General features: G+C 73.5%; 15 protein-coding genes. 5 read left to right on the forward strand and 10 right to left on the reverse strand.

Annotated features, from left to right (window positions below; genetic code table 11):
* Position 1 precedes the first annotated feature (1 nt).
* Both LO772_RS29355 and LO772_RS29360 read right to left on the reverse strand, forming a co-directional pair.
* Positions 2–769 (reverse strand): bestrophin-like domain, encoded by a 768-nt coding sequence (locus LO772_RS29355; RefSeq protein ID WP_231775040.1) that lies wholly within the window; start codon positions 767–769, stop codon positions 2–4.
* 274 nt (positions 770–1,043) lie between these two features.
* Positions 1,044–2,459 carry a family 2B encapsulin nanocompartment shell protein gene (locus tag LO772_RS29360; protein ID WP_231775041.1) on the reverse strand — a complete coding sequence of 472 codons (1,416 nt, stop codon included), beginning with the start codon at positions 2,457–2,459 and terminating at the stop codon, positions 1,044–1,046.
* Positions 2,460–2,804: 345 nt separating this feature from the next.
* Between LO772_RS29360 and LO772_RS29365 the strand changes: the two genes are divergently transcribed.
* Together LO772_RS29365 and LO772_RS29370 are read left to right on the forward strand one after the other, a co-directional pair.
* Positions 2,805–3,662 (forward strand): hypothetical protein, encoded by an 858-nt coding sequence (locus LO772_RS29365; protein WP_231775042.1) that lies wholly within the window; start codon positions 2,805–2,807, stop codon positions 3,660–3,662.
* Positions 3,659–4,414, forward strand: a complete 756-nt coding sequence (locus tag LO772_RS29370; RefSeq protein ID WP_231775043.1) for a bestrophin-like domain — start codon at positions 3,659–3,661, stop codon at positions 4,412–4,414. Before LO772_RS29365 ends, LO772_RS29370 begins: the two co-directional genes overlap by 4 nt.
* Before the next feature lie 46 nt (positions 4,415–4,460).
* On the opposite strand, the gene LO772_RS29375 is transcribed toward LO772_RS29370, so the two are convergent.
* Both LO772_RS29375 and LO772_RS29380 read right to left on the reverse strand, forming a co-directional pair.
* Positions 4,461–5,612, reverse strand: coding sequence for an acyltransferase (locus LO772_RS29375; protein WP_231775044.1), 1,152 nt, complete (start codon positions 5,610–5,612; stop codon positions 4,461–4,463).
* A gap of 179 nt (positions 5,613–5,791) precedes the next feature.
* Positions 5,792–6,208: a VOC family protein gene (locus LO772_RS29380; protein WP_231775045.1), complete on the reverse strand. Its 417-nt coding sequence runs from the start codon at positions 6,206–6,208 to the stop codon at positions 5,792–5,794.
* A gap of 210 nt (positions 6,209–6,418) precedes the next feature.
* Here LO772_RS29380 and LO772_RS29385 point away from each other — a divergent pair, with 210 nt between their 5' ends.
* Positions 6,419–6,940, forward strand: coding sequence for a flavoprotein (locus LO772_RS29385; RefSeq protein ID WP_231775046.1), 522 nt, complete (start codon positions 6,419–6,421; stop codon positions 6,938–6,940).
* A 186-nt stretch (positions 6,941–7,126) separates the two neighbouring features.
* Here LO772_RS29385 and LO772_RS29390 read toward each other — a convergent pair whose 3' ends face one another.
* Positions 7,127–7,462: a DMT family transporter gene (locus LO772_RS29390; protein WP_231775047.1), complete on the reverse strand. Its 336-nt coding sequence runs from the start codon at positions 7,460–7,462 to the stop codon at positions 7,127–7,129.
* A 97-nt stretch (positions 7,463–7,559) separates the two neighbouring features.
* On the opposite strand from LO772_RS29390, the gene LO772_RS29395 reads away from it, so the two are divergent.
* Positions 7,560–8,102 carry a TetR/AcrR family transcriptional regulator gene (locus tag LO772_RS29395; protein WP_231775048.1) on the forward strand — a complete coding sequence of 181 codons (543 nt, stop codon included), beginning with the start codon at positions 7,560–7,562 and terminating at the stop codon, positions 8,100–8,102.
* Between the two features lie 280 nt (positions 8,103–8,382).
* Entirely contained in the window at positions 8,383–9,357 is a 975-nt protein-coding gene (locus LO772_RS29400) for a TIGR03557 family F420-dependent LLM class oxidoreductase (RefSeq protein ID WP_231775049.1), read from the forward strand.
* Between the two features lie 27 nt (positions 9,358–9,384).
* On the opposite strand, the gene LO772_RS29405 is transcribed toward LO772_RS29400, so the two are convergent.
* The 5 genes from LO772_RS29405 to LO772_RS29425 all read right to left on the reverse strand — a co-directional run bounded on the left by LO772_RS29405 (position 9,385) and on the right by LO772_RS29425 (position 17,337).
* On the reverse strand, positions 9,385–10,935 hold the full coding sequence (locus LO772_RS29405) for an SDR family NAD(P)-dependent oxidoreductase (protein WP_231775050.1): 1,551 nt from the start codon (positions 10,933–10,935) through the stop codon (positions 9,385–9,387).
* Positions 10,936–11,036: 101 nt separating this feature from the next.
* The gene (locus tag LO772_RS29410; RefSeq protein ID WP_231779777.1) at positions 11,037–12,275 is read right to left on the reverse strand and encodes a type III PLP-dependent enzyme; all 1,239 of its coding nucleotides are present in this window, start codon (positions 12,273–12,275) and stop codon (positions 11,037–11,039) included.
* 68 nt (positions 12,276–12,343) lie between these two features.
* Entirely contained in the window at positions 12,344–14,278 is a 1,935-nt protein-coding gene (locus LO772_RS29415; RefSeq protein ID WP_231775051.1) for an IucA/IucC family protein, read from the reverse strand.
* A 42-nt stretch (positions 14,279–14,320) separates the two neighbouring features.
* On the reverse strand, positions 14,321–16,126 hold the full coding sequence (locus LO772_RS29420) for an IucA/IucC family siderophore biosynthesis protein (RefSeq protein ID WP_231775052.1): 1,806 nt from the start codon (positions 16,124–16,126) through the stop codon (positions 14,321–14,323).
* Positions 16,123–17,337: an ATP-grasp domain-containing protein gene (locus LO772_RS29425; protein ID WP_231775053.1), complete on the reverse strand. Its 1,215-nt coding sequence runs from the start codon at positions 17,335–17,337 to the stop codon at positions 16,123–16,125. The genes LO772_RS29420 and LO772_RS29425 overlap by 4 nt, the downstream gene beginning before the upstream one ends.
* Between the last annotated feature and the right edge of the window lie 683 nt (positions 17,338–18,020).

Below are 18,020 nucleotides of genomic sequence, written 5' to 3' on the forward strand. Positions count from 1 at the left end.
GTCACGCGGCGGCGCGCGGCGGTGGCAGGCGGTCGAGGAAGACCTCGAACGCCGTCGGGTCGACCTTGGTCGCGCCGTTGAACGGGAAGTCCATCTCGCGGATCACCACGAGCGAGACCACGACCAGACCGGTCAGCATGAGCACCATGAGGGTGTGGGTGAACGTGTTGGACAGCCCGAACAGGAACGTGAAGCCGATGGTGATCACCGCTCCGGCGATGAGGGCGGTCCACAGCAATGTCGGGACCTCCTCGCCGACTTGGTTGAGGCGTTCGCGGCGTGCGGAGGCCAGGTTCTCCAGGTGCGTCACCGCGCGGTCGTAGAGGAGTTCCTCGCGCGGGCCGTTCGCGTGGTACGCCATGATGCCCTCGCGCAGCTCGTACACCAGCCGGGTCGCCTCGGGACTGCTGTGGTGCTCGGCCATCAGCGGCCATTCCTTGTGCATGACCGTCTCCGCGTAGTCGATGGTCTGCTGCTCCAGTCGGCCGCCCAGCGGCATCGGGAGTTCGCGGGACACCCAGTACAGGCCCGCGAGTTCGTCCGCCTCCTGGAACGTGCTCTCGCGGGCGGCGGAGTGGTTCTCCCAGACCGCGATGACGACGAACGCCAGCAGCATGGCGTACAGGACGCCGACGGCGGCGAAGATGAACCCCGCGACGTCGTTGTGGCGTTCGCGGAGCGGGTGGGGGACGAAGCGCTGCACGACCAGGATGCAGGCGGCGACGCCCAGCAGGGTACCGAGGATGATGAGGATTCCGGACAGACTCATGACGGCCCCTCGTGGTGTGCGTGGTCGTTCGCGACAGGGGTTGCGCGTCGGTGCTCGGGTCTGTGCCTCGGGTCTGTGGTTGTTCGGGGGTGTGCTTCTCGGATTTTCGGTTCCGGGGTTCCGGGGGGTTCGATCCGCGGGTTTTCGGGGGCGTGCGCGTTCGGGCGTGACGCACGGCGCCGCGGGGGTACGCCCGGGACCTCCCCGACCCGGCCGTACCCCCGAGGGGAGGCGTCTCAGTGGTGCCCGGGCTCAGAGCCCGGCGGGTGGCGGCTCAGTCGCTCGGCCGGGCGATCTCGACGTTCTCCAGGACGCCCAGCGCGTCCGGCACCAGAACGGCGGCCGAGTAGTACGCGCTCACCAGGTACGAGATGATCGCCTTCTCGTCGATCCCCATGAACCGCACCGACAGGCTCGGCTCGAACTCGTCGGGCAGGCCGATCTGGTGGAGGCCGATCACGCCCTGGTTCGACTCGCCGAGGCGCATCGCGAGGACGCTGGAGATGTGCCCGTCCTGGATCGGGATCTTGTCGCACGGCAGCACCGGCACACCCCGCCACGTCGTCGCCCGGGTGCCCTGGAGGTCGATCGCGTCGGGGTACAGGCCGCGCTTGCCGCACTCGCGGCCGAACGCGGCGATGGTCCGCGGGTGTGCGAGGAGCAGCGTCGTGTCCCGGCGGCGGCTGAGCAGTTCGTCCATGTCGTCGGGAGTCGGCGGACCGTGGTGGGTGTGGATCCGCTGCCCGTGGTCGGCGTTGTGCAGCAGTCCGAACTCGGGGTTGTTGACCAGCTCGTGCTCCTGCCGCTCGCGCAACGCCTCGACCGTCAGCTTGAGTTGCTGCTCGATCTGGTTCATCGGCTCGTTGTAGAGGTCGGCGACGCGGCTGTGCACGCGCAACACCGTCTGGGCGACGCTGAGTTCGTATTCGCGCGGGGCCAACTCGTAGTCGACGTACGTGTTCGGCAGGTCGATCTCGCCCTCGTGGCCGGAGGACAGCTCGATCTCGGCCTCGCCGTGCCGGTTCGTCGACCGCTGCGCGCCGGCCAGGAACTGCGCGATCTGCACCAGGAGCTCGGGCGACTGCTCGACCAGCGACCGGAACGCCCGGCGGGTCAGGACCATGAGCGTCCCGGCGGTCGACGCGGTCGCGGAGTACGCCCACCTGCCGTCGTCCTCGGTCAGCGTCTCGTCGCCGAAGTGGTCCCCGTCCGCGAGGACTCCGACGACCTTCCGGTCGCCGTACTTGCCGTCGCCCAGCTTGTTGATCTTGCCGTGCGCGACCAGGTACACCTCGTCGGCCGGTCGCCCGGCCTCGGCGATCACCTCGCCCGGCGCGAACGCGCGCTGCGCGAACCGGTCGGCGATCGCCGCGAGCACGTCCTCGTCGTCGAAGCCCCGCAGCAACGGGAGTTCGCGCAGTGTCGGGGGGACAACCCGGAACCGGTCGGCGGTCTGCGCGAAGCCGACCCGACCGCGTCCGACCGCGTGGCTGAGGCGCCGGTTGACACGGTACGTGCCACCGGCGACGTTCACCCACGGGAGCATGCGCAGCAGCCACCGGGAGCTGATGCCCTGCATCTGCGGCGCGGACTTGGTCGTCGTCGCCAGGTTCCGCGCTGCCGCGGTGCCGAGGCTCTGCGGTCGGCCCGCGCCGCCCGCCCCGATGTCGTGACCCGCATCGACCGTCATGTGGCAATGCCCTCCCCAGTAGGCGCCCGCGAGCAGTGAGTCGCGTTGCGCCAACCATCCTGGGGGCCGCGAAAATCGCGATCAATGACACGAAAGTGTGTGAATGAAACGGGTGCGACCCGACAACGGCGTGTGCGTGCACGCACGGTTCCCGGCGGGGCGGGGGCCGAAGGGGGGAGTGCGGTGGTGTGCGGGGGCGTACGGGATCGTGCGCCCCGGCGTGGCCCGCTCCCTGGCGCACCCGAACACGCCTGATTTTTCGGGGAGTTGCCGCAGGACCACACGAAAGGGCTATCTTGCCGCGAACCCGCCGCACGGCCGCCGCGACACGCCCACGCTGTGATCATGCCTGTGAAGTACGCACGTTCGGCTTCCCGCGCCCGACGCGGCGCCGTGCCGCTGGCGATCTGCACGCTGGCCTGGGCCGTCCCGCCCGCCGCCGCGCTGCCCGAACACCCCGCGCGACACCAAGTCCCGACACAGCTTCTGACGGCCCATCATCCGATCGGCGACCACCCGTGGCCCACGGGGCAACCGCGGCCGTACGCCGGGCTGATCCCCACCGCGCTGTGCGTCCTGGTCGACGCGGTCGGGCAGACGCTGAGCGTCCTGCCCCTCGTGGGCGGCCTCCGCTGCGGCTGCCCGTGCCCGCACCCGCCTCCGCCCCCGCCGCCACCGCCGCCCGCGCCGCCGACGGTGACGCCGACGCCGACGCCGACGCCGACCGTGACGCCGCCTCAGCCGCCGCCCCCGCCGGCGCCTGAGCCGAGCGCCCCGGCCCCACCGGCGCCGCCCGCCGTCCCGGATCCGCCGGACCCGCCGAGCCCCGAACCCCCGCCGGCCGCCGCGCCCCCTCCGCCCCCGGCTCCGCGCTCGTCGCCGGTGCCCGCACCCGAGACGGAACCCGAGGAGCCCGACCCGGCACCGGCCACCCTCGCCCGTGCCGCCCCGGCGGTCGCACAGGTCCAGCCGGATCGTGAACCCGACCTGCCCGCACCGGAGTCCGAGCCGCCCACGTCGCCCGCGCACACGCCGGTCGCCGCCGAGCCGCCGCACAGGCCGCCCGCCCCCGGCGACGAGACCGACGCGTGGGACCTCGTGACGTGGCTCGGCTTCGCCCTCGTGCTCGCCATCATCCCGGCCGCCCTCGCCGCCTTCGGGCGCGGCGCGGACGCACGCGGCCGGTCCGGGAGGCCGTCATGACCCTTGCCGTGTGGATCCTGTGCACCGTCGCGGGCACCTGCCTCGCGGTCGGTGCCGCACTGTGGCTCGGCCGAAGCGCGCGCAGCCGCGAAGGGGAGTTCAACTCCCAGGCGCTGTCCTTCGCGGGCGGCGTCGTCCTGTCGTCGTTCATCCTCGTCACCGGGTTCCTCATCGTCGGCGCGTGGCAACTCCAGTCCGTGGCACGGTCGCACGCCCACGAAGAGGCCCGCGTGCTGGCCAAGGCGTACTCCAGCGCGGGCCAACTCGACGCGCGGGACCGCGACGAAGTGCGCGACCGCATCACCGCGTACACGCACACCGTCATCGACGACGAGTGGCCGGACCTGGCCCGGCACCACGCCTCACCCGCGGCCTGGCGCGAACTCGACGCCGTGCAGGGCGCGTTGAACGCGGTGCCGGAAGACCGCAGGGCCTCGGGCTTCGAGGCCACGTCCGAGGCGGTGGACGAGGTCTACGTCAAGCGCTACGCCCGCCTCGCCGACCTCGACGCCGTGTCCCCCTCGGTGCTGTTCGCCGCGATGATCGTCGCGGGTGTCCTGGTGCTGGTCTACCCGCCGGTCGTCGGCATGACCGCCAACCGCCGCAACATCGCCCTGCTCGGATTCGCCGGCGCCGTCGTCGGCTTCGGGATTCTGCTCGTCTACCAGATGCGCGACCCGTTCACGGCCCCGCTCAGCGTGGGGCCGTCCGCCTTCGAGGCGGCACTCGTCCGCTTCGGCCAACTCACCTGAGACACAACCCGCCTGACGGGTCGTCGCCGGGACCGCCCTGCCCGGATCAGAACGCCTTCCGCAGCAGCGGGACGCGTGACGCCGCGAGGCTGATCGCGAACGCCGCGGCGACGGTCGAGCCGAGCAGCAGGGCGAGCCCCGGCAGTGTCGTGGCGCCGTCCCGCATGCCGTACCACTGCTGGAAGCCGTACAACACCGCGAGATGGCAGCCGAATACGCCCAGCACGAGGTCGCTCGTCGCCCGTCCGACGCGGCCCGCACGGTCCAGGGTTCCACGGGCCAGCAGGAACACCAGGGCGGAGCACAGGGCGGTGACGGGGCCGAGCGTGTTCGGGGGCAGTGCCACCGCGAAATCGAGCGGGAGGTCCGCCGCGTGGGTGTGCTGCCAGACGAGTTCGGTCGTCGCGAGCACCAACAGGACGGCGGCGACCAGGCGTTGACGTGCCGTCAGCACCACGTCGCGGAGCATGTGGCCGAGCATGAAGTAGCCCACGTACGGCAGGAAGTAGGTCGGTGCCGTCAACCGCAGCGCGGGGGCGCCGAGTTCGCGTACCTGGATGTAGGCGTTGGTGATCTGGACGCCGATCCCGAAGGCCACCGCGAGCCCCGTGATCAACCAGCGGTCGCGGGACGAGGCCTTGGCCAGGAACACACGCAGCACCGGCGCCACCAGATACAGGCCCAGGATCAGCCAGAAGAAATACAGCGCCGTGTAGGTCCGCGCCAACAGCAGGTCCCCGACGACCTTGTCGAGGGTCGGCCGGTAGTCCTTCACCGCCGCCTTGAACGCGATGTAGAACGCGTGCCAGAAGACCAGCGGCACGGCGATGCGTGCCAAGCGCCGCCGGTAGAACCCGTACGCGTCCTCGCCCGGCCGCGCGCGCAGCAGCAGCGCGCCGCTGATCATCACGAACACCGGGACGGCCCACGTCGATCCGACGTTCACGATCGCCGCCGTCCACCACACCGCACTGCCGCGCAGGGTTTCGTCGGTCATCGTGAGCCCGGTCGTGTGGATCGACACGACCGCCACGATGGCGATCACCCGCAGCCACGACAGATAGGCGTACGAAGGCCGTTCGGCCGTGCCCGGTCCGCGCGCGGCGGGAAGGTCGGCGGTGCGGACACGGGGCACAGCACGCGCGGGCGCGGAGGCGCGGCGCAGGAGACGGGGCACGGGAGGGACTCCGATCGGCATGGCGTCGAGCGGAGCGTATCGCCCGGCAACGCCCCCACGTCCCCTCCGCGCCCACGTCCCGCCGGCAAGCCCGCGTCACGAACCGCGCACCGGCGCCGTGCCGGTGCCCGGGCCGCCGGGGCGCGCGCGAACTCAGCGGGTAGGGAGGCCCGTTGCCTGTGCGTGCCGCGGCGGTCGCGCTACGCGGGGCCGCCGTACGTGCCGAACGTCCACAGGTTGCCCTCGGGGTCGCGCACGGTGCACGCGTACGCCCGCGCGCCCGACCCGAACACGGCGTCGTGCGGCGGCTCCAGGACCTCGCCTCCCGCGTCGCACACGCGCCGGTGCACGGCGTCCACGTCGTCGGTGACCACGTACACCGCACTGGTCCCGGCCCGCATCGCCCCGTGCACGCTCTCCCGGTGCCGCGTCGAACCGAACACCAGCGCCCCGCCGCCGGGCCAGTGGACCTCCGCGTGCCCGATGCCGCCGTGCTCGTCCGCGGCGGCGACCACTTCGGTGAAACCGAGCACGTCGACCAGGAAGCGCAACGCGGATCTCGTGTCGTCATAGTGCAGGATCGGCCAGACGGAGGAGAGGGACGCGGCGCGAGACATGCCAGGCATTGTAGGGGCCTCGACATCGCGGCCTCCTCTCGGTCCCGGGCCCGACGCGCGCGGGCCGGCCGCGCCCGTCCATGCCAGGCGCATCCGCCGGTCAGCCAGCGCCCGCCACGGCCCGCCACCGCTCGGTGCCGCTCGGTGCCGCTCGGTGCCGCGAAGGAACGTTTACGCCCTTCCGATGCGGCAGGCCCTACCCTTCGGCGCATGTCACGACTGCCCGCACTGCACGTGGTCGCGAGCGCCGCGCCGCCGGTGCTCGAACTGCCCTACGCGCTGCGCCTGATCCGCGCGTGGGGCTGGGACCCGTACGTCACGCTCACCCCGACCGCGGCCCGTTGGCTGGACGACGCGCTCGACGAGATCGCGGAAGCCGCCGGCCGACCCGCGCGTTCGGCCGACCGACTGCCGGGTGAGGAAAGCCCGTTCCCCGCTCCGCACGCCGTGCTGGCCGCGCCGCTGACCTTCAACACGCTCAACAAGTGGGTCACCGGGATCAACGACAACCCGGCCGTCGGCGTCCTCAACGAGGCGATAGGCCCCCACCTCCCCACGGTCGCCGCACCCGCCTTCGGCTCCGCCCTCGCCGCGCATCCGCGCTACCCCACCGCGATCGCCACCCTCCGCCGCTCCGGCACCCATGTCGTCCTCACCGCCGAGGGCACCCCGCGCCCCGCCACGGGCCGCGCGTGGTGGGAGGAAGTCCTCCGCGAACTCCCCACGCCGTGAGCGTTCGCGGGACGAACCTCCGCGGCGGCGGCGGTCAACCGCCGGGTCCTCCGGCGCGGTCGCGGACCGGGGACGCCGCCTCCGGACGCGGCGGCGCGGCCACGGCTTGGTCTTTCAGGCCGGCCGGGTCAACCGCAATCCTCCACGGCGTCCAGGACGGACTGCGGTCGCCTTGGGCGACGCTCCTCACGCGCCCGCGCCTGTGCCGGACTTGCCGTACAGCTCGATGAGGACGACGCCGGCCACGACGAGGGTCATGCCGGCGAGGGCGCCGGGGGTGAGGCGTTCGGAGAAGATCAGCCAGGAGACGATCGCGGTGAGGGCGACGCCCGCGCCGGACCAGATGGCGTAGGCGGAGGCCAGCGACGTGCCGCCGGAGAGTGCGGCGTAGAGCAGGGTGAACGAGGCCACGTAGCCGACGGTGGCGGCTGCCCACCAGGGCCAGGCCGTGTCGGCGTCGGTGGCCGCGCGCAGGGAGCTGGTCGCGAAGACTTCCGCGGCGATGGCGGCTATGAGGAACATGCCCGGGATTTTACTGTACCGGACGTCCGGTTTATAGCCCGGGCGTCCGGTACAGTCGCCGCATGACCTTCCTCCAGCTCCCGGGCGGTGCGATGTGGTGAGTTCCCGGGCGGAGGCCTCCCGCGGCCGGATCCTGGACGCGGCCACGCGCCTGCTGGTCCGCGAGGGCGGCGACGCCGTCACGATCGCCGCCGTGGCCAAGGAGGCCGGGGTCAGCAAGGGCGGGCTGTTCTACCACTTCGCGTCGAAGGAACTGCTGATCGAGGGGCTGATCGCCCGGGACATCGCCGCGTTCGACGAACTGATCACGGCGGCGGGCGACGTCCCCGGAGCGGCCACCGAGGCGTACCTGCGCTCGGCGGAGCAGGAGACCGGGCCCGCCACGCAGCCCGTGCTGGCCCTGCTGGCCTCCGCGATCGTCAGCCCCACCACGCTGGACGCGCTGCGCGAGACGTACCGGCACTGGCAGGCCCGCCTCGACGCCGACGGGGTGCCGCCGCACATCGCGGCGGTCATCCGCTTCGCGGTCGACGGCATCTGGCTGGCCGACGCCCTCGACCTGGCACCGCCGACGGGGGCCGCCCGGAGCGCGATCATCGCGTCGCTGCGGGATCTGCTGGCCGACGCGATGGGTGCGTGACGCCGCGCGGTTCCGGAAGGGCCGCGCGGGGTGAACGTCCTGAGGGCGCGACGGCACGCCGGGCCGCATCGCGCGACAGCCCCCTCCGTCTCCGCCGTCGGGCCCTCGGAATCCGTGCCCGGCCCAGCTGTTCGCGGGCGTGTACGGCCCGCGGCACGCGCCCAAGTGTCGTCCGTGGCGTCGCGGACAGCCTCGGCACAGGGGACACGCGTGGGTCGGTCGCGGCCCGCGGGTGTCGCCGGGACCGGGCGCCGCCGCTGCGAGAGGGACGGGAATCCCCATGGAGATCGGGTACAAATTGGCCGCCGAGGCCTTCGGGCCGCGCGAACTCGTCCGCCAGGCCGTCGCCGCCGAGGCCGCCGGGTTCGATTTCGTGGAGATGAGCGACCACTACCACCCCTGGCTCGACAACCAGGGCCATTCCCCGTTCGCCTGGACGGTGTTCGGGGCCATCGCCGCCGAGACCGAGCGGATCGGGCTCGCCACCGGCGTCACCTGCCCGACCGTCCGCTACCACCCGGCGGTCGTCGCGCAGGCGGCGGCGACGCTCGCACTGGTGTCCGACGGGCGTTTCGTCCTCGGTGTCGGGTCCGGCGAACGCCTCAACGAGCACGTGGTCGGAGACGGCTTCCCCGACTCCGTCGACGTGCGCCACGCGATGCTGCGCGAGGCGCTGGAGATCATCCGCCTGCTGTGGAGCGGCGGGTACCGGTCGTACGACGGCCGGTATCTGAGCTGCCGCGACGCGCGTGTGTTCGATCTGCCGGAGCAACCGCCCCTCATCGCCGTCGCCGCCGGAGGCGGGAACGCGGCCCGGATCGCGGCCGAACTCGGCGACGGGCTGTTCGCCACGGAGGACAAGCCCGAGATCGTCCGGCAGTACCGCGACGCGGGTGGCCGGGGGCCCCGGTACGCCGAGGTTCCGATGGCGTGGGCGCCGGACACGGACACCGCCGTTCGGGCGGCCCTGGAGACGTCGCGGTGGGCGCTCACGGGGTGGAAGGTGATGAGCGAGCTGCCCAACCCGGTCAACTTCGACGCCGCCTCGGCGACCGTACGGCCGGAGGACATCCGCGACGCCTTCGCGTGCGGTCCGGACCCCGAGCCGTACCTGCGGGCCGCGCGGAGCTACGCGGACGCGGGCTTCGACCGGCTCGTCCTGCAGAACGCGGGGCCGGACCCCGACGGGTTCATGGACTTCTTCCGAAGCGAACTCCGAGAGCCTGTCCGGGGGTTGGTCGGCGCCGCCGTGTGACGGGCGGCCGATCGGGCTGACGGTGCGTCACCAGGGGGACGGCGCATAGTCCTTGAGGAAACAGCCGTACACGTCCTCGCCCGACTCGCCGCGCACTATGGGGTCGTAGACGCGGGCCGCGCCGTCGACGAGGTCGAGCGGGGCGTGGAAGCCCTCGTCGGCGAGGCGCATCTTGGTGGGGTGCGGGCGCTCGTCGGTGATCCAGCCGGTGTCGACGGCGGTCATCAGGATGCCGTCGGTGAGCATTTCCGCGGCACTGGTGCGCGTCAGCATGTTGAGCGCGGCCTTCGCCATGTTGGTGTGCGGGTGGCCGGGGCCTTTGTAGCCGCGGCTGAACTGGCCTTCCATCGCCGAGACGTTGACGACGTACTTGCGGCGCGCCGGGGCCGCCGCCATGGCCGGGCGCAGGCGGCTGACGAGGAGGAACGGCGCGGTCACGTTGCAGAGCTGCACTTCGAGCAGCTCGATCGGGTCGACCTCGTGGACGCGCTGCACCCAGCTGTTCGAGGAGTCGAGGTCGGGGATGAGGCCGCCCGCGTCGATCGCGGTGCCCGTCTCGATGCGGGCGAGGGACGCCGAGCCGCTGGTCAGGGCGAGGGCGGTGAGCGCCTGGGGGTCGAGACCACCGCCGCCCGCGGGCGACGCCGACGGGAGCGCCACGTGGCCCGACCCCGCGATGTGGCCGAAGGTGACCGACTCGGGGAGCGCGCCGGCGGGGAGCGGGCCGTCCTCGGCGGCGACGAGGGCCGCGTACGCCTGCGGGGTGCGGCGTACCGTCTGCGCCGCGTTGTTGATGAGGATGTCGAGCGGCCCGGCCTCCGCGACGGAGTCGGCCAGAGCGATGACCTGGGCGGGGTCGCGCAGGTCGATGCCCACGATGCGGAGGCGGTGGATCCAGTCGCCGCTGTCCGGCATCGCGGTGAAGCGGCGGATCGCGTCGTTCGGGAAACGGGTGGTGATCGTGGTGTGCGCGCCGTCGCGCAGCAGGCGCAGGGCGATGTACATGCCGATCTTGGCGCGCCCGCCGGTGAGCAGGGCGCGGCGTCCGGTCAGGTCGGTGCGGGCGTCGCGGCGCTCGCGGTTGACCTTCGCGCAGTCCGGACACAACTGGTGGTAGAACGCGTCGACTTCGACGTACCGCTGCTTGCAGATGTAGCAGCCGCGCGGGCGTTGCAGGACGCCCGCGAGCGCGCCGACCGTCGACGAGCTGATCGGGATGCCCTGCGTCTCGTCGTCGATGCGGTCGGGCGAGCCGGTCGCGGTGGCGGCGGTGACGGCCTGGTCCGCGGCCGTCACGCGTGCCTTGCGGTCCGCGCGGCGGCGCTCCTTGAGGCTCTTGAAGATGTGCGCGACGGCGGTGCGCACCCGGACCGCGTCGGGGTGCTCGGTCGGGAGGCGGTCCAGCTCGGCGAGCACGTCGAGGCAGAGGGCGAGCCTCTCGGGGGCGATGCCGGGGACATTCGTATCGGGCGCATGCGTGCCGGGGGCGCCTGAGGCGTCGGGGGTGCGCGTGCCGGGAACGGTGGGGCCGGAAGCCGTGCCGCCGGGGATTTCGGCGTCGTCGTGGCTCGCTGTCATGTCCGGGGCCGTTCCTGGTCGTGGCGCGCGGCGCGCCCGGGGCCGGGCGGCCCCGGGCCGCGCTCGGCCGCGCGGGAGGTTTCGCGGGTATCCGCTGAACTCTACGTACGCCGCCCGGCCTGCTCCAAATGGGTTCCGTCGGCGGTCGGGTAGTGGAAGGTCGGCGGCGGGTGCATGAGGAAGTCCCGGTGCGAGATGTTCCAGGCGTACGCCCCGGCCATCGCGAAGGCGACGCGGTCGCCGACACGCACCTCGCCCGGCACCGGCACGTGCGCGGCCAGGACGTCCTTGGGGGTGCACAACTGCCCGACGAACGTGACCGGTTCATCGCGCACGCCGGGCCTCGGCCACGGGTGCGGCCACCCGTCGCGCGGCAGTACGGCGAGCGGCTGGCTGTGGCCGCGCGCGGCGGGGGTGCGCAGGTGGTGGGTGCCGCCTCGGACGACGGCGAAGGTCTCGCCGCGGCTGTGCTTGACGTCCAGGATGTCGGTCACATACCAGCCGTGGTACGCGGTGAGCGCGCGGCCGGGCTCGATGCGCAGCACGGGGGCGTTCGGCCGGGCGGCCGTCGCGGCGAGGGCTTTGCCGTACGCGCGCCAATCGAACCTGTGTTCGGGTCGGTGGTAGTCGACGGCCATGCCGCCGCCGACGTTGAGTTCCCGCAGGTCGAGCCGGTTGCGGGCGGCCCAGCCTACGGCCCAGTCGAGCAGGTGTTCGGCCAGGAGCCCGAGAGCGGCGGCGTCGAGCCCGCTCGCCAGGTGCGCGTGGATGCCGAGCAGGCGCAGCCGGGGTTCGTCGGCCGCCACGCGGGCGCAGCGGTCGAGCGCGTCGGGGTCCATGCCGAAGGGGCTCGGTCGGCCGCCCATCGCCAGCGGGACGGCGGCCGGTCCGCCGGGCACGTCGACCGGGGGGTTCGCGCGCAGCAGGACGTCGACCGCGCGGCCGTGGGCGCGGGCGAAGGCGGCGGCGCGCCGCAGCTCGTGTTCGCTCTCGACGTGCAGCCTGTGGACGCCGGTTGCCACCACCGCGTCCAACTCGCCGTCGGTCTTGCCCGGCCCGCCGAACGCGATCGGAACCCCCGGGGCGGCGCCGCGCACGTGGGCCAGCTCGCCGCCGGACGCGACCTCGATGCCGTGGACGTGCGGGGCGAGGGCGCGGAGGATCTCGGGGGCCGGGTTGGCCTTGGCGGCGTAGTACAGCTCGACGCGGGGTGCGGCCCCGGACGCGCCCTCCGCCGACGCGGTCGAGACGTCGGCCGCGTGGCGGGCCAGGCCGTCGATGTCGTGGACATAGGCGGGCAGTTGCGTGTCGGGCAGCGCGTGCGCGTGGGCCCGGACCACGTCCGCGACGGGCGCGTCGCCCCGGGGCGCGGCGGGGCCGCCCCACTCGGGAGCCGGATCGTTCGCGGTCACGCGTGCCAAGGCTGGGCCTCCTTCTGTCGTTGTTCGCACGGCCGCCGACCGGCTGTGTCGGAGGGGGGATCGGAGGCGGCATCGCCACCGGAATCGCCACCGGGGTCGAAACCGGGGTCGACACCGGGGTCGACACCGGGACCGACCCAGGGAACGCCGCCGGGGGAGATGATCTGCCGGATGCCTCGGCCGCCGCCCTGGCCGCCCCGCCGGTCCGCACCGGTCAGGAACGCCGCGCCGAGCGGGCTGGGCACCGGAACATAGCCCGCCTCCCGGTCCGCCGACCGGTGCCAGCGCGTCATCAGGTTGGCCTTCGCCGGCAGTGGCGCCCCGGACAGCAGCGCCTCAAGCCGCGCGGGGCAGCCGTGGCGCCGCGCGTAGTCGAGCAGCACCGCCCGGACGGCACCCCACAGGCCCGCCTCGGCGGCCGGGCACAGGTCGGCGAGTGCGGCGGCGGTCTCCCCGACGTGGTTCACGAGCAGGCAGTACACGACGCGGTTCCAGCCCCGGTCGGCGTCGTACGTCATCGGCCCGGCGACGTCGGCCGGGAGCGCGGCCAGGTCGGCGGCGTACCGGTCGGCGAGCAGCTTGGTGCCCTCCAGGTCGCGGAACAGCATGCGCACCGGCCGGCCTTCGTCGTCGACGCAGACCAACACGTTCTGCAGGTGCGGTTCGAGGACCACGCCGTGTTCGAAGAACAGGGTGAGCACGGGCGGGACGAGCAGGTCGAGGTAGTCCCGCCACCACCGGCCGACCCGTTCGGCGGTCGGATCGGGGATGAGCCGCGAGACGTGCGCGGCTGAGACCGGGTACTCGTCGGCGACGGCCGCGGCGAGCAACGGCGTGCCCGGGCCGTACGCGTCGACACCCTCGCGCACGATGACGCCGAAGCCCTCCAGGAGTTCCTTGTCGCCCAGGTCGACGGTGCGGTACGCCGGTTCCGGCAGCAGCGCGAAGCCCGGGTGGCGCCGGGCGGTTTCGCGGGCGGGCCCGGCGAGGATGCGGGTGAGCGCGACAGCGCCGGAGAGTTCGTACCACGCGTTCTTGCGCACGCAGTTGGTGATCCGCACGCCGAGGCTGAACTTCAGGAAGCAGCCGTCGCCGGCGAGCGTGCGCACCGACGCGGTCGGCACGAACTCGGGCCCGCCCGAGCCGAGATCGCGCAGCCGTCCGTCCGCGAGGGCCGCCCGCAGCAACTGATTGTGCGTCAGGAGGGTGAACTGCCACGGGTGTACGGGCAGCAGCCGGTAGCCGTCGGGGACGGGCCGCAGACGGTCCACGGAGGCGAGCGCGTCGCCGCGCACCGCCTCCTCGCGGACGAGTTCGCTGCGTACGCCGAGATAGCGCAGCGGGAACGCGTGTGTGGTCTCCGGTCCGTAGCGCACCCGGTCGGTGACCGTGCCGCTGTGGGCCTTGGGGGCCGGGTGGAACCGGTGGCCGAATAACAGGGCCTGCTCGGAGGCGAGGTAGTCGGGTTTCGCGTCGTCCGGGCCGGTGCGCCCGGCCAGGATCGCGGCGACGGTGTCGCGGCTGGACCGCACCTGGTCGACGAACTCGTCGTTCGCGGCGCCGCGATGCGCCGTCAACTCCCGTGCCACCAGGCTGGCCAGGTCCTCCCAGCCGAGTTCGCGCCAGGCGCGTCCGGACAGCCTGCCCACCGGGCCGCGGAACCGGTGGGCCCCGGTGAGCGAGGTCCGGCGTACGGCGACGCGCAGCAGCGCGTCGGCACGGGGCAGCCGGATCAGCAGGTGCCCGTCGGTCACCGCGGCCTGCCGCTCGGGGCCGGAGACCTCGCGCAGCAGGCAGTTCAGCAGGGTGTGCGCGGTCGCCTCGTCGGGCGTCGGCAAGGGCGTCGGCACGTCGGCCCGCCGGCCGCTCGGCAGGCTGTGCGAGGACGTGGAACGGCCTGCGTCGGGCGCGGCGTGGTGCATGAAACTCCTTGGGGCGGGGGCGGGTCGGCCTGCCGAGCGGCGTCACTCGGCACGCGGGTCTCCGGGAAACGGTGTCGCGGCCAGGTAGTTCGGGCCGGTGTGGGCGTAGTGCTTGTTGATGTCGGCCGCGCCGGACCGTGTCTTGTCGAGCAACGTCCCGGCCGTCACCATGAGTTTCACCGGCAGGCGCGCGGCGTCCAACAGCCTGGTGCGCAGCACCGCGGCGTCCGGCCGGTCCGCGTGGGGGGCCGCGGCCTCCTCAAGCCGTGTGCGCAACAGCCGTGTCGCGTCGGCGGCGGTGATCAGCTTCCGGTCGGTCAGCGCGAACAGCGGTGCGGCGGCGCACAAATGCATCGTGATCGTGGTGAACACATCGGCCAGGGCGGTGGATTCGGTCACCGGTATCCGCGGATCGGCGAAGGCGACGGCGTCGGCCGCTGCCCCGAGCCGGGCCCGTGCGCGCGCGACGACGACGCGCGGTCCGTCGTGGTCCCTCAGCAGCAGACGCAGGCGCGTTCGACCCGACGTGTCGTGGTCGAGGACGAGCGAGGTGTTCTGCTGGTGCGCCTCCAGCGCGATGCCGTAGCGCAGCCACAGCGTCACGTGCCAGTCCAACAGCAGGCGCAGGTAGGCGTCGTGGAGCGCGAGCGGATCGCCGCCGTAGTACGTGTCGGCGAGCGCGTCGACGACCGGGCGTCCGCCGGGGCCGGGCGCCGTCAGCGCCGCGACGGTGACGACGTGGGCGGAGCCGAGCCCGGCGGGGTGGCGGCGGACGAGGTACGCGAGGAGTTCGTGCCCGGCGTGCCCCCAGGTGTGTTCGTCGGCGATCAGCACGCGGTCGCGGAACGCGGGCTCGGCGTCGAGGACCAGCCGCAGCAGCCTCCCGCCCGCGTCCCCGTCGACCAGCGAACCCGGGGTGATGGTGCGCTTGTTGCGCAGCCCGAGGGTGCTCGTCGCGAGCGGGACCTTGAGGTGGTCGTCGGGGCGCGCGGCGACCGCGACGGTCCGCGTCGACAGCGTCGGGCGCACGGTGAGGTACGGCTCGGGCCCGTACCGCAGGCCGTCGTACGCCCGGGCGAGCGCTTCGGGCGCCGTCGACGGGTGCGCGGGCAGCGTGACGTGGCTGTCGTCGTACCGCGACGGCAGCCCGACGCGGGACGGCGGCGGCCACCACGGCGGCAGGGGGCCGCGGCGGGTCGCCGCCTCGCGCGGTACGGCCACCCAGCGCATCGCGAAACGCGGATGCGACTCCGGCCCGTAGGACAGGACTTCGCGGTCGCCGAATCCGACGCGGGAGCGTGCCGTCGGGTATGCCGGGTGGTCCCGGTGCGCCGCGATCGTGTCGAAGACGAGGCTCCCGGCCATACCCCGTGCGGCGTTGGGCGCGAGCCGCGCGAACACGCCGTCGCGGTGGGTGTCGTGCAGCCTGGCGGTGGCCAGTGCGGCACGGCATTCGGCGGTGAACGCCGCGAAGCCCTCCGCGTCCTCAGGAGCGGTACCGGCGGCGAGGAAGTCCAACACCGCGTCGAGACCGACGAGTCGGAGGCCGTTTTCGCGCGGCGCCGCGCGGCGGACGGTCACGTCGCACAGGAACAGCGTGTGGCGTACGGCGAGTTCGGCGGTGCGCGGACCCGAGCGGACGGTCAGCCACGGACCGTCCGCGCGCTCGTGGGGCAGGGCCGTGCGGCGGAACCCGTTGACGTCCTCGCGCAGCCACGCGTTCAACACCTGTGCGCAGAGGGTGTCTTCGGCGGCGTCGAGAGCCGCGTCCCGATCCCCGCCACCGGATGCGCCGGGTTCACCGGGTTCGCCGGGTTCACCGGACGCGTCGGCGAGGCGCGCGCTCACCCTCGGATCTCCCACCGCCGTGCCGCGATGAAGCGGGCCACGGCCGCGTCCGTGCGCGCCTGATCGGGACCCATCGCCCGCACCACGCCCAGGTAGTCGCGGTTCGTCCCGGTGCGCGGCGCCGTCGTGCCGACCTCGCGCAGCGGCCGGTACGTGAGGCGGACGCCGTCGGCGGCGGTCTCCTCGGCGGGCGGCGCGGCGACGAGCGTGCCGGAGGCGTCCGCGCACACGTACTCGACGCGGGCGGCCCGCCGGTCGCCGCGGCGCGGTGCCGGGAGAGCCGACAGCGACTCGCCCAGGTGCACCCGCAGGATCTGCGCGAACACCGGTATGTCCAGCAGGTCCTGGAGCAGCAGGTCGCATTGGTCGCCGATGACGCGGTAGTTGACCTCCACGAGCCGCGCCCGGCCGTCGGCGCCCACGACGAACTCCGTGTGGCACGCCCCGAATCCCACGCCCAGGGCATCCAAGTCGCGTTCGACACCCGCCAACGCGCCGGCGCCCGGGGCGGCGTCGTACGCCAGGCTCTCCTCGACGAACGACGGCGGCGGCGACAGCTTGGTGTGGAAGCCCCCCAGGACCCGGCGGCCGCGGGTGTCGCCCAGCGTCTCCAGGGTGTGCAGCTCGCCGTCCAGGAACTCCTCCACGACCAAGGGGATTCCGGGAGTGCGCGCCCGTATCTCCCGGCACCGCGCCAGCAGTTCACCGCCGTCCGCGACGAGGTAGGCGTCCTCACTGGCCACCCCTTCGCGGGGTTTCACGACACACGGGAACGGGACTCCGACGGCGATGAGTTCGTCCGGCGTGCGGTCGCCGGGCAGTTCCGCACTCCAGACCGGCGCCGACCCTCGGTCGGCCAGGTGCCGCCGCATGAGCGCCTTGTTCTTGGTCCGCAGGGCGGCCCGCCAGTCCTTGCCGGGCAGCCCGAACCACGCCGCGGCCAGGGCGGTTTGCGTCTGAAGGTGGTCGCTGTTGCTGAAGACCGCGTCGGGCCGGGGAGCGGTGCTCATCGCGGCCACCAGCGCGCGGACGTCGCGCACGTCGCACGTGACGATCCGCGCGGGCGCGGCGGCGGACCCCGCGTACGCCTCTTCGTGCGGTGCGGCCCGGTCGGTGAACAGCGTCACCTCGCCGCCGAGTTCGGCGGCGGCCGGGAGGAAGCCCGCGGTGACGGAGTCGGTGGGATTGAGGGCGACCAGGTGAAGGTGCAACGGACCTCCGAGCGGACGGATGGAACGGCATACGGCGAACCGCCGTGCCGGGAAGGGTTGGAGGACGGCGCCTCGGGAACCGCCCCGGCACGGGGCACCGGAACGTGCCGCGGGGCGAGGGCCTTACGCGCCGTGTGGTGTCACCCGGGCGAGGGCGCCGCACATCCCGGCGGCGGGTGCGGAGACGGTGCCGGACGGCGTACCGACCCCGTGGGCCGGGCAGCTCGCGGGACCCGTGCGCCGTGCATGCGTTGCCCCCCGCTGTTCGCGCCGCGCCGTCTCCCCGGCCGCGCCGACCCCGATGGTCCGGGCGAGGCCACGGACGGCATGAGCGCCCCGGGGCGGCGGCGAGGTCGTCCGTGTCTCGTTCCCCACCCCGGGGGCATGCCCGCTCGGGACGCGCTTCAGCCGCTCTGTGCGCGGGTTGGCCGGGAAATCCGCGGTGTTCGCCGCGATGACCCGTGTGCGCCGGTGTGCCGCGATCGCCTCGGCGCCGGATTCCGGGTGGCCGGGGCGGGGAGCGGCGGCGACGGCCGCAGCCGCCGGTCGGGCACGCCGGCGGCGCGGGTCCGTACGCATGGCGCTTCTCCAGTCCGGGGGGTCACAAGCCACCCCAGAAGAATAAAGGAAGGCTTGCCTAAGTCCTGCCTGCCGGAGAAACGTAGCCCCGCCGCGCCGCCGTC

The organism is Yinghuangia sp. ASG 101, assembly GCF_021165735.1.
Lineage (GTDB): Bacteria > Actinomycetota > Actinomycetes > Streptomycetales > Streptomycetaceae > Yinghuangia.

Bases quoted from the DNA above. Each gene is read 5' to 3' on its own strand.
- LO772_RS29355 (WP_231775040.1), bottom strand. From the start codon at position 769: ATGAGTCTGTCCGGAATCCTCATCATCCTCGGTACCCTGCTGGGCGTC.
- LO772_RS29360 (WP_231775041.1), bottom strand. From the start codon at position 2,459: ATGACGGTCGATGCGGGTCACGACATCGGGGCGGGCGGCGCGGGCCGA.
- LO772_RS29365 (WP_231775042.1), top strand. From the start codon at position 2,805: ATGCCTGTGAAGTACGCACGTTCGGCTTCCCGCGCCCGACGCGGCGCC.
- LO772_RS29370 (WP_231775043.1), top strand. From the start codon at position 3,659: ATGACCCTTGCCGTGTGGATCCTGTGCACCGTCGCGGGCACCTGCCTC.
- LO772_RS29375 (WP_231775044.1), bottom strand. From the start codon at position 5,612: ATGCCGATCGGAGTCCCTCCCGTGCCCCGTCTCCTGCGCCGCGCCTCC.
- LO772_RS29380 (WP_231775045.1), bottom strand. From the start codon at position 6,208: ATGTCTCGCGCCGCGTCCCTCTCCTCCGTCTGGCCGATCCTGCACTAT.
- LO772_RS29385 (WP_231775046.1), top strand. From the start codon at position 6,419: ATGTCACGACTGCCCGCACTGCACGTGGTCGCGAGCGCCGCGCCGCCG.
- LO772_RS29390 (WP_231775047.1), bottom strand. From the start codon at position 7,462: ATGTTCCTCATAGCCGCCATCGCCGCGGAAGTCTTCGCGACCAGCTCC.
- LO772_RS29400 (WP_231775049.1), top strand. From the start codon at position 8,383: ATGGAGATCGGGTACAAATTGGCCGCCGAGGCCTTCGGGCCGCGCGAA.
- LO772_RS29405 (WP_231775050.1), bottom strand. From the start codon at position 10,935: ATGACAGCGAGCCACGACGACGCCGAAATCCCCGGCGGCACGGCTTCC.
- LO772_RS29415 (WP_231775051.1), bottom strand. From the start codon at position 14,278: ATGCACCACGCCGCGCCCGACGCAGGCCGTTCCACGTCCTCGCACAGC.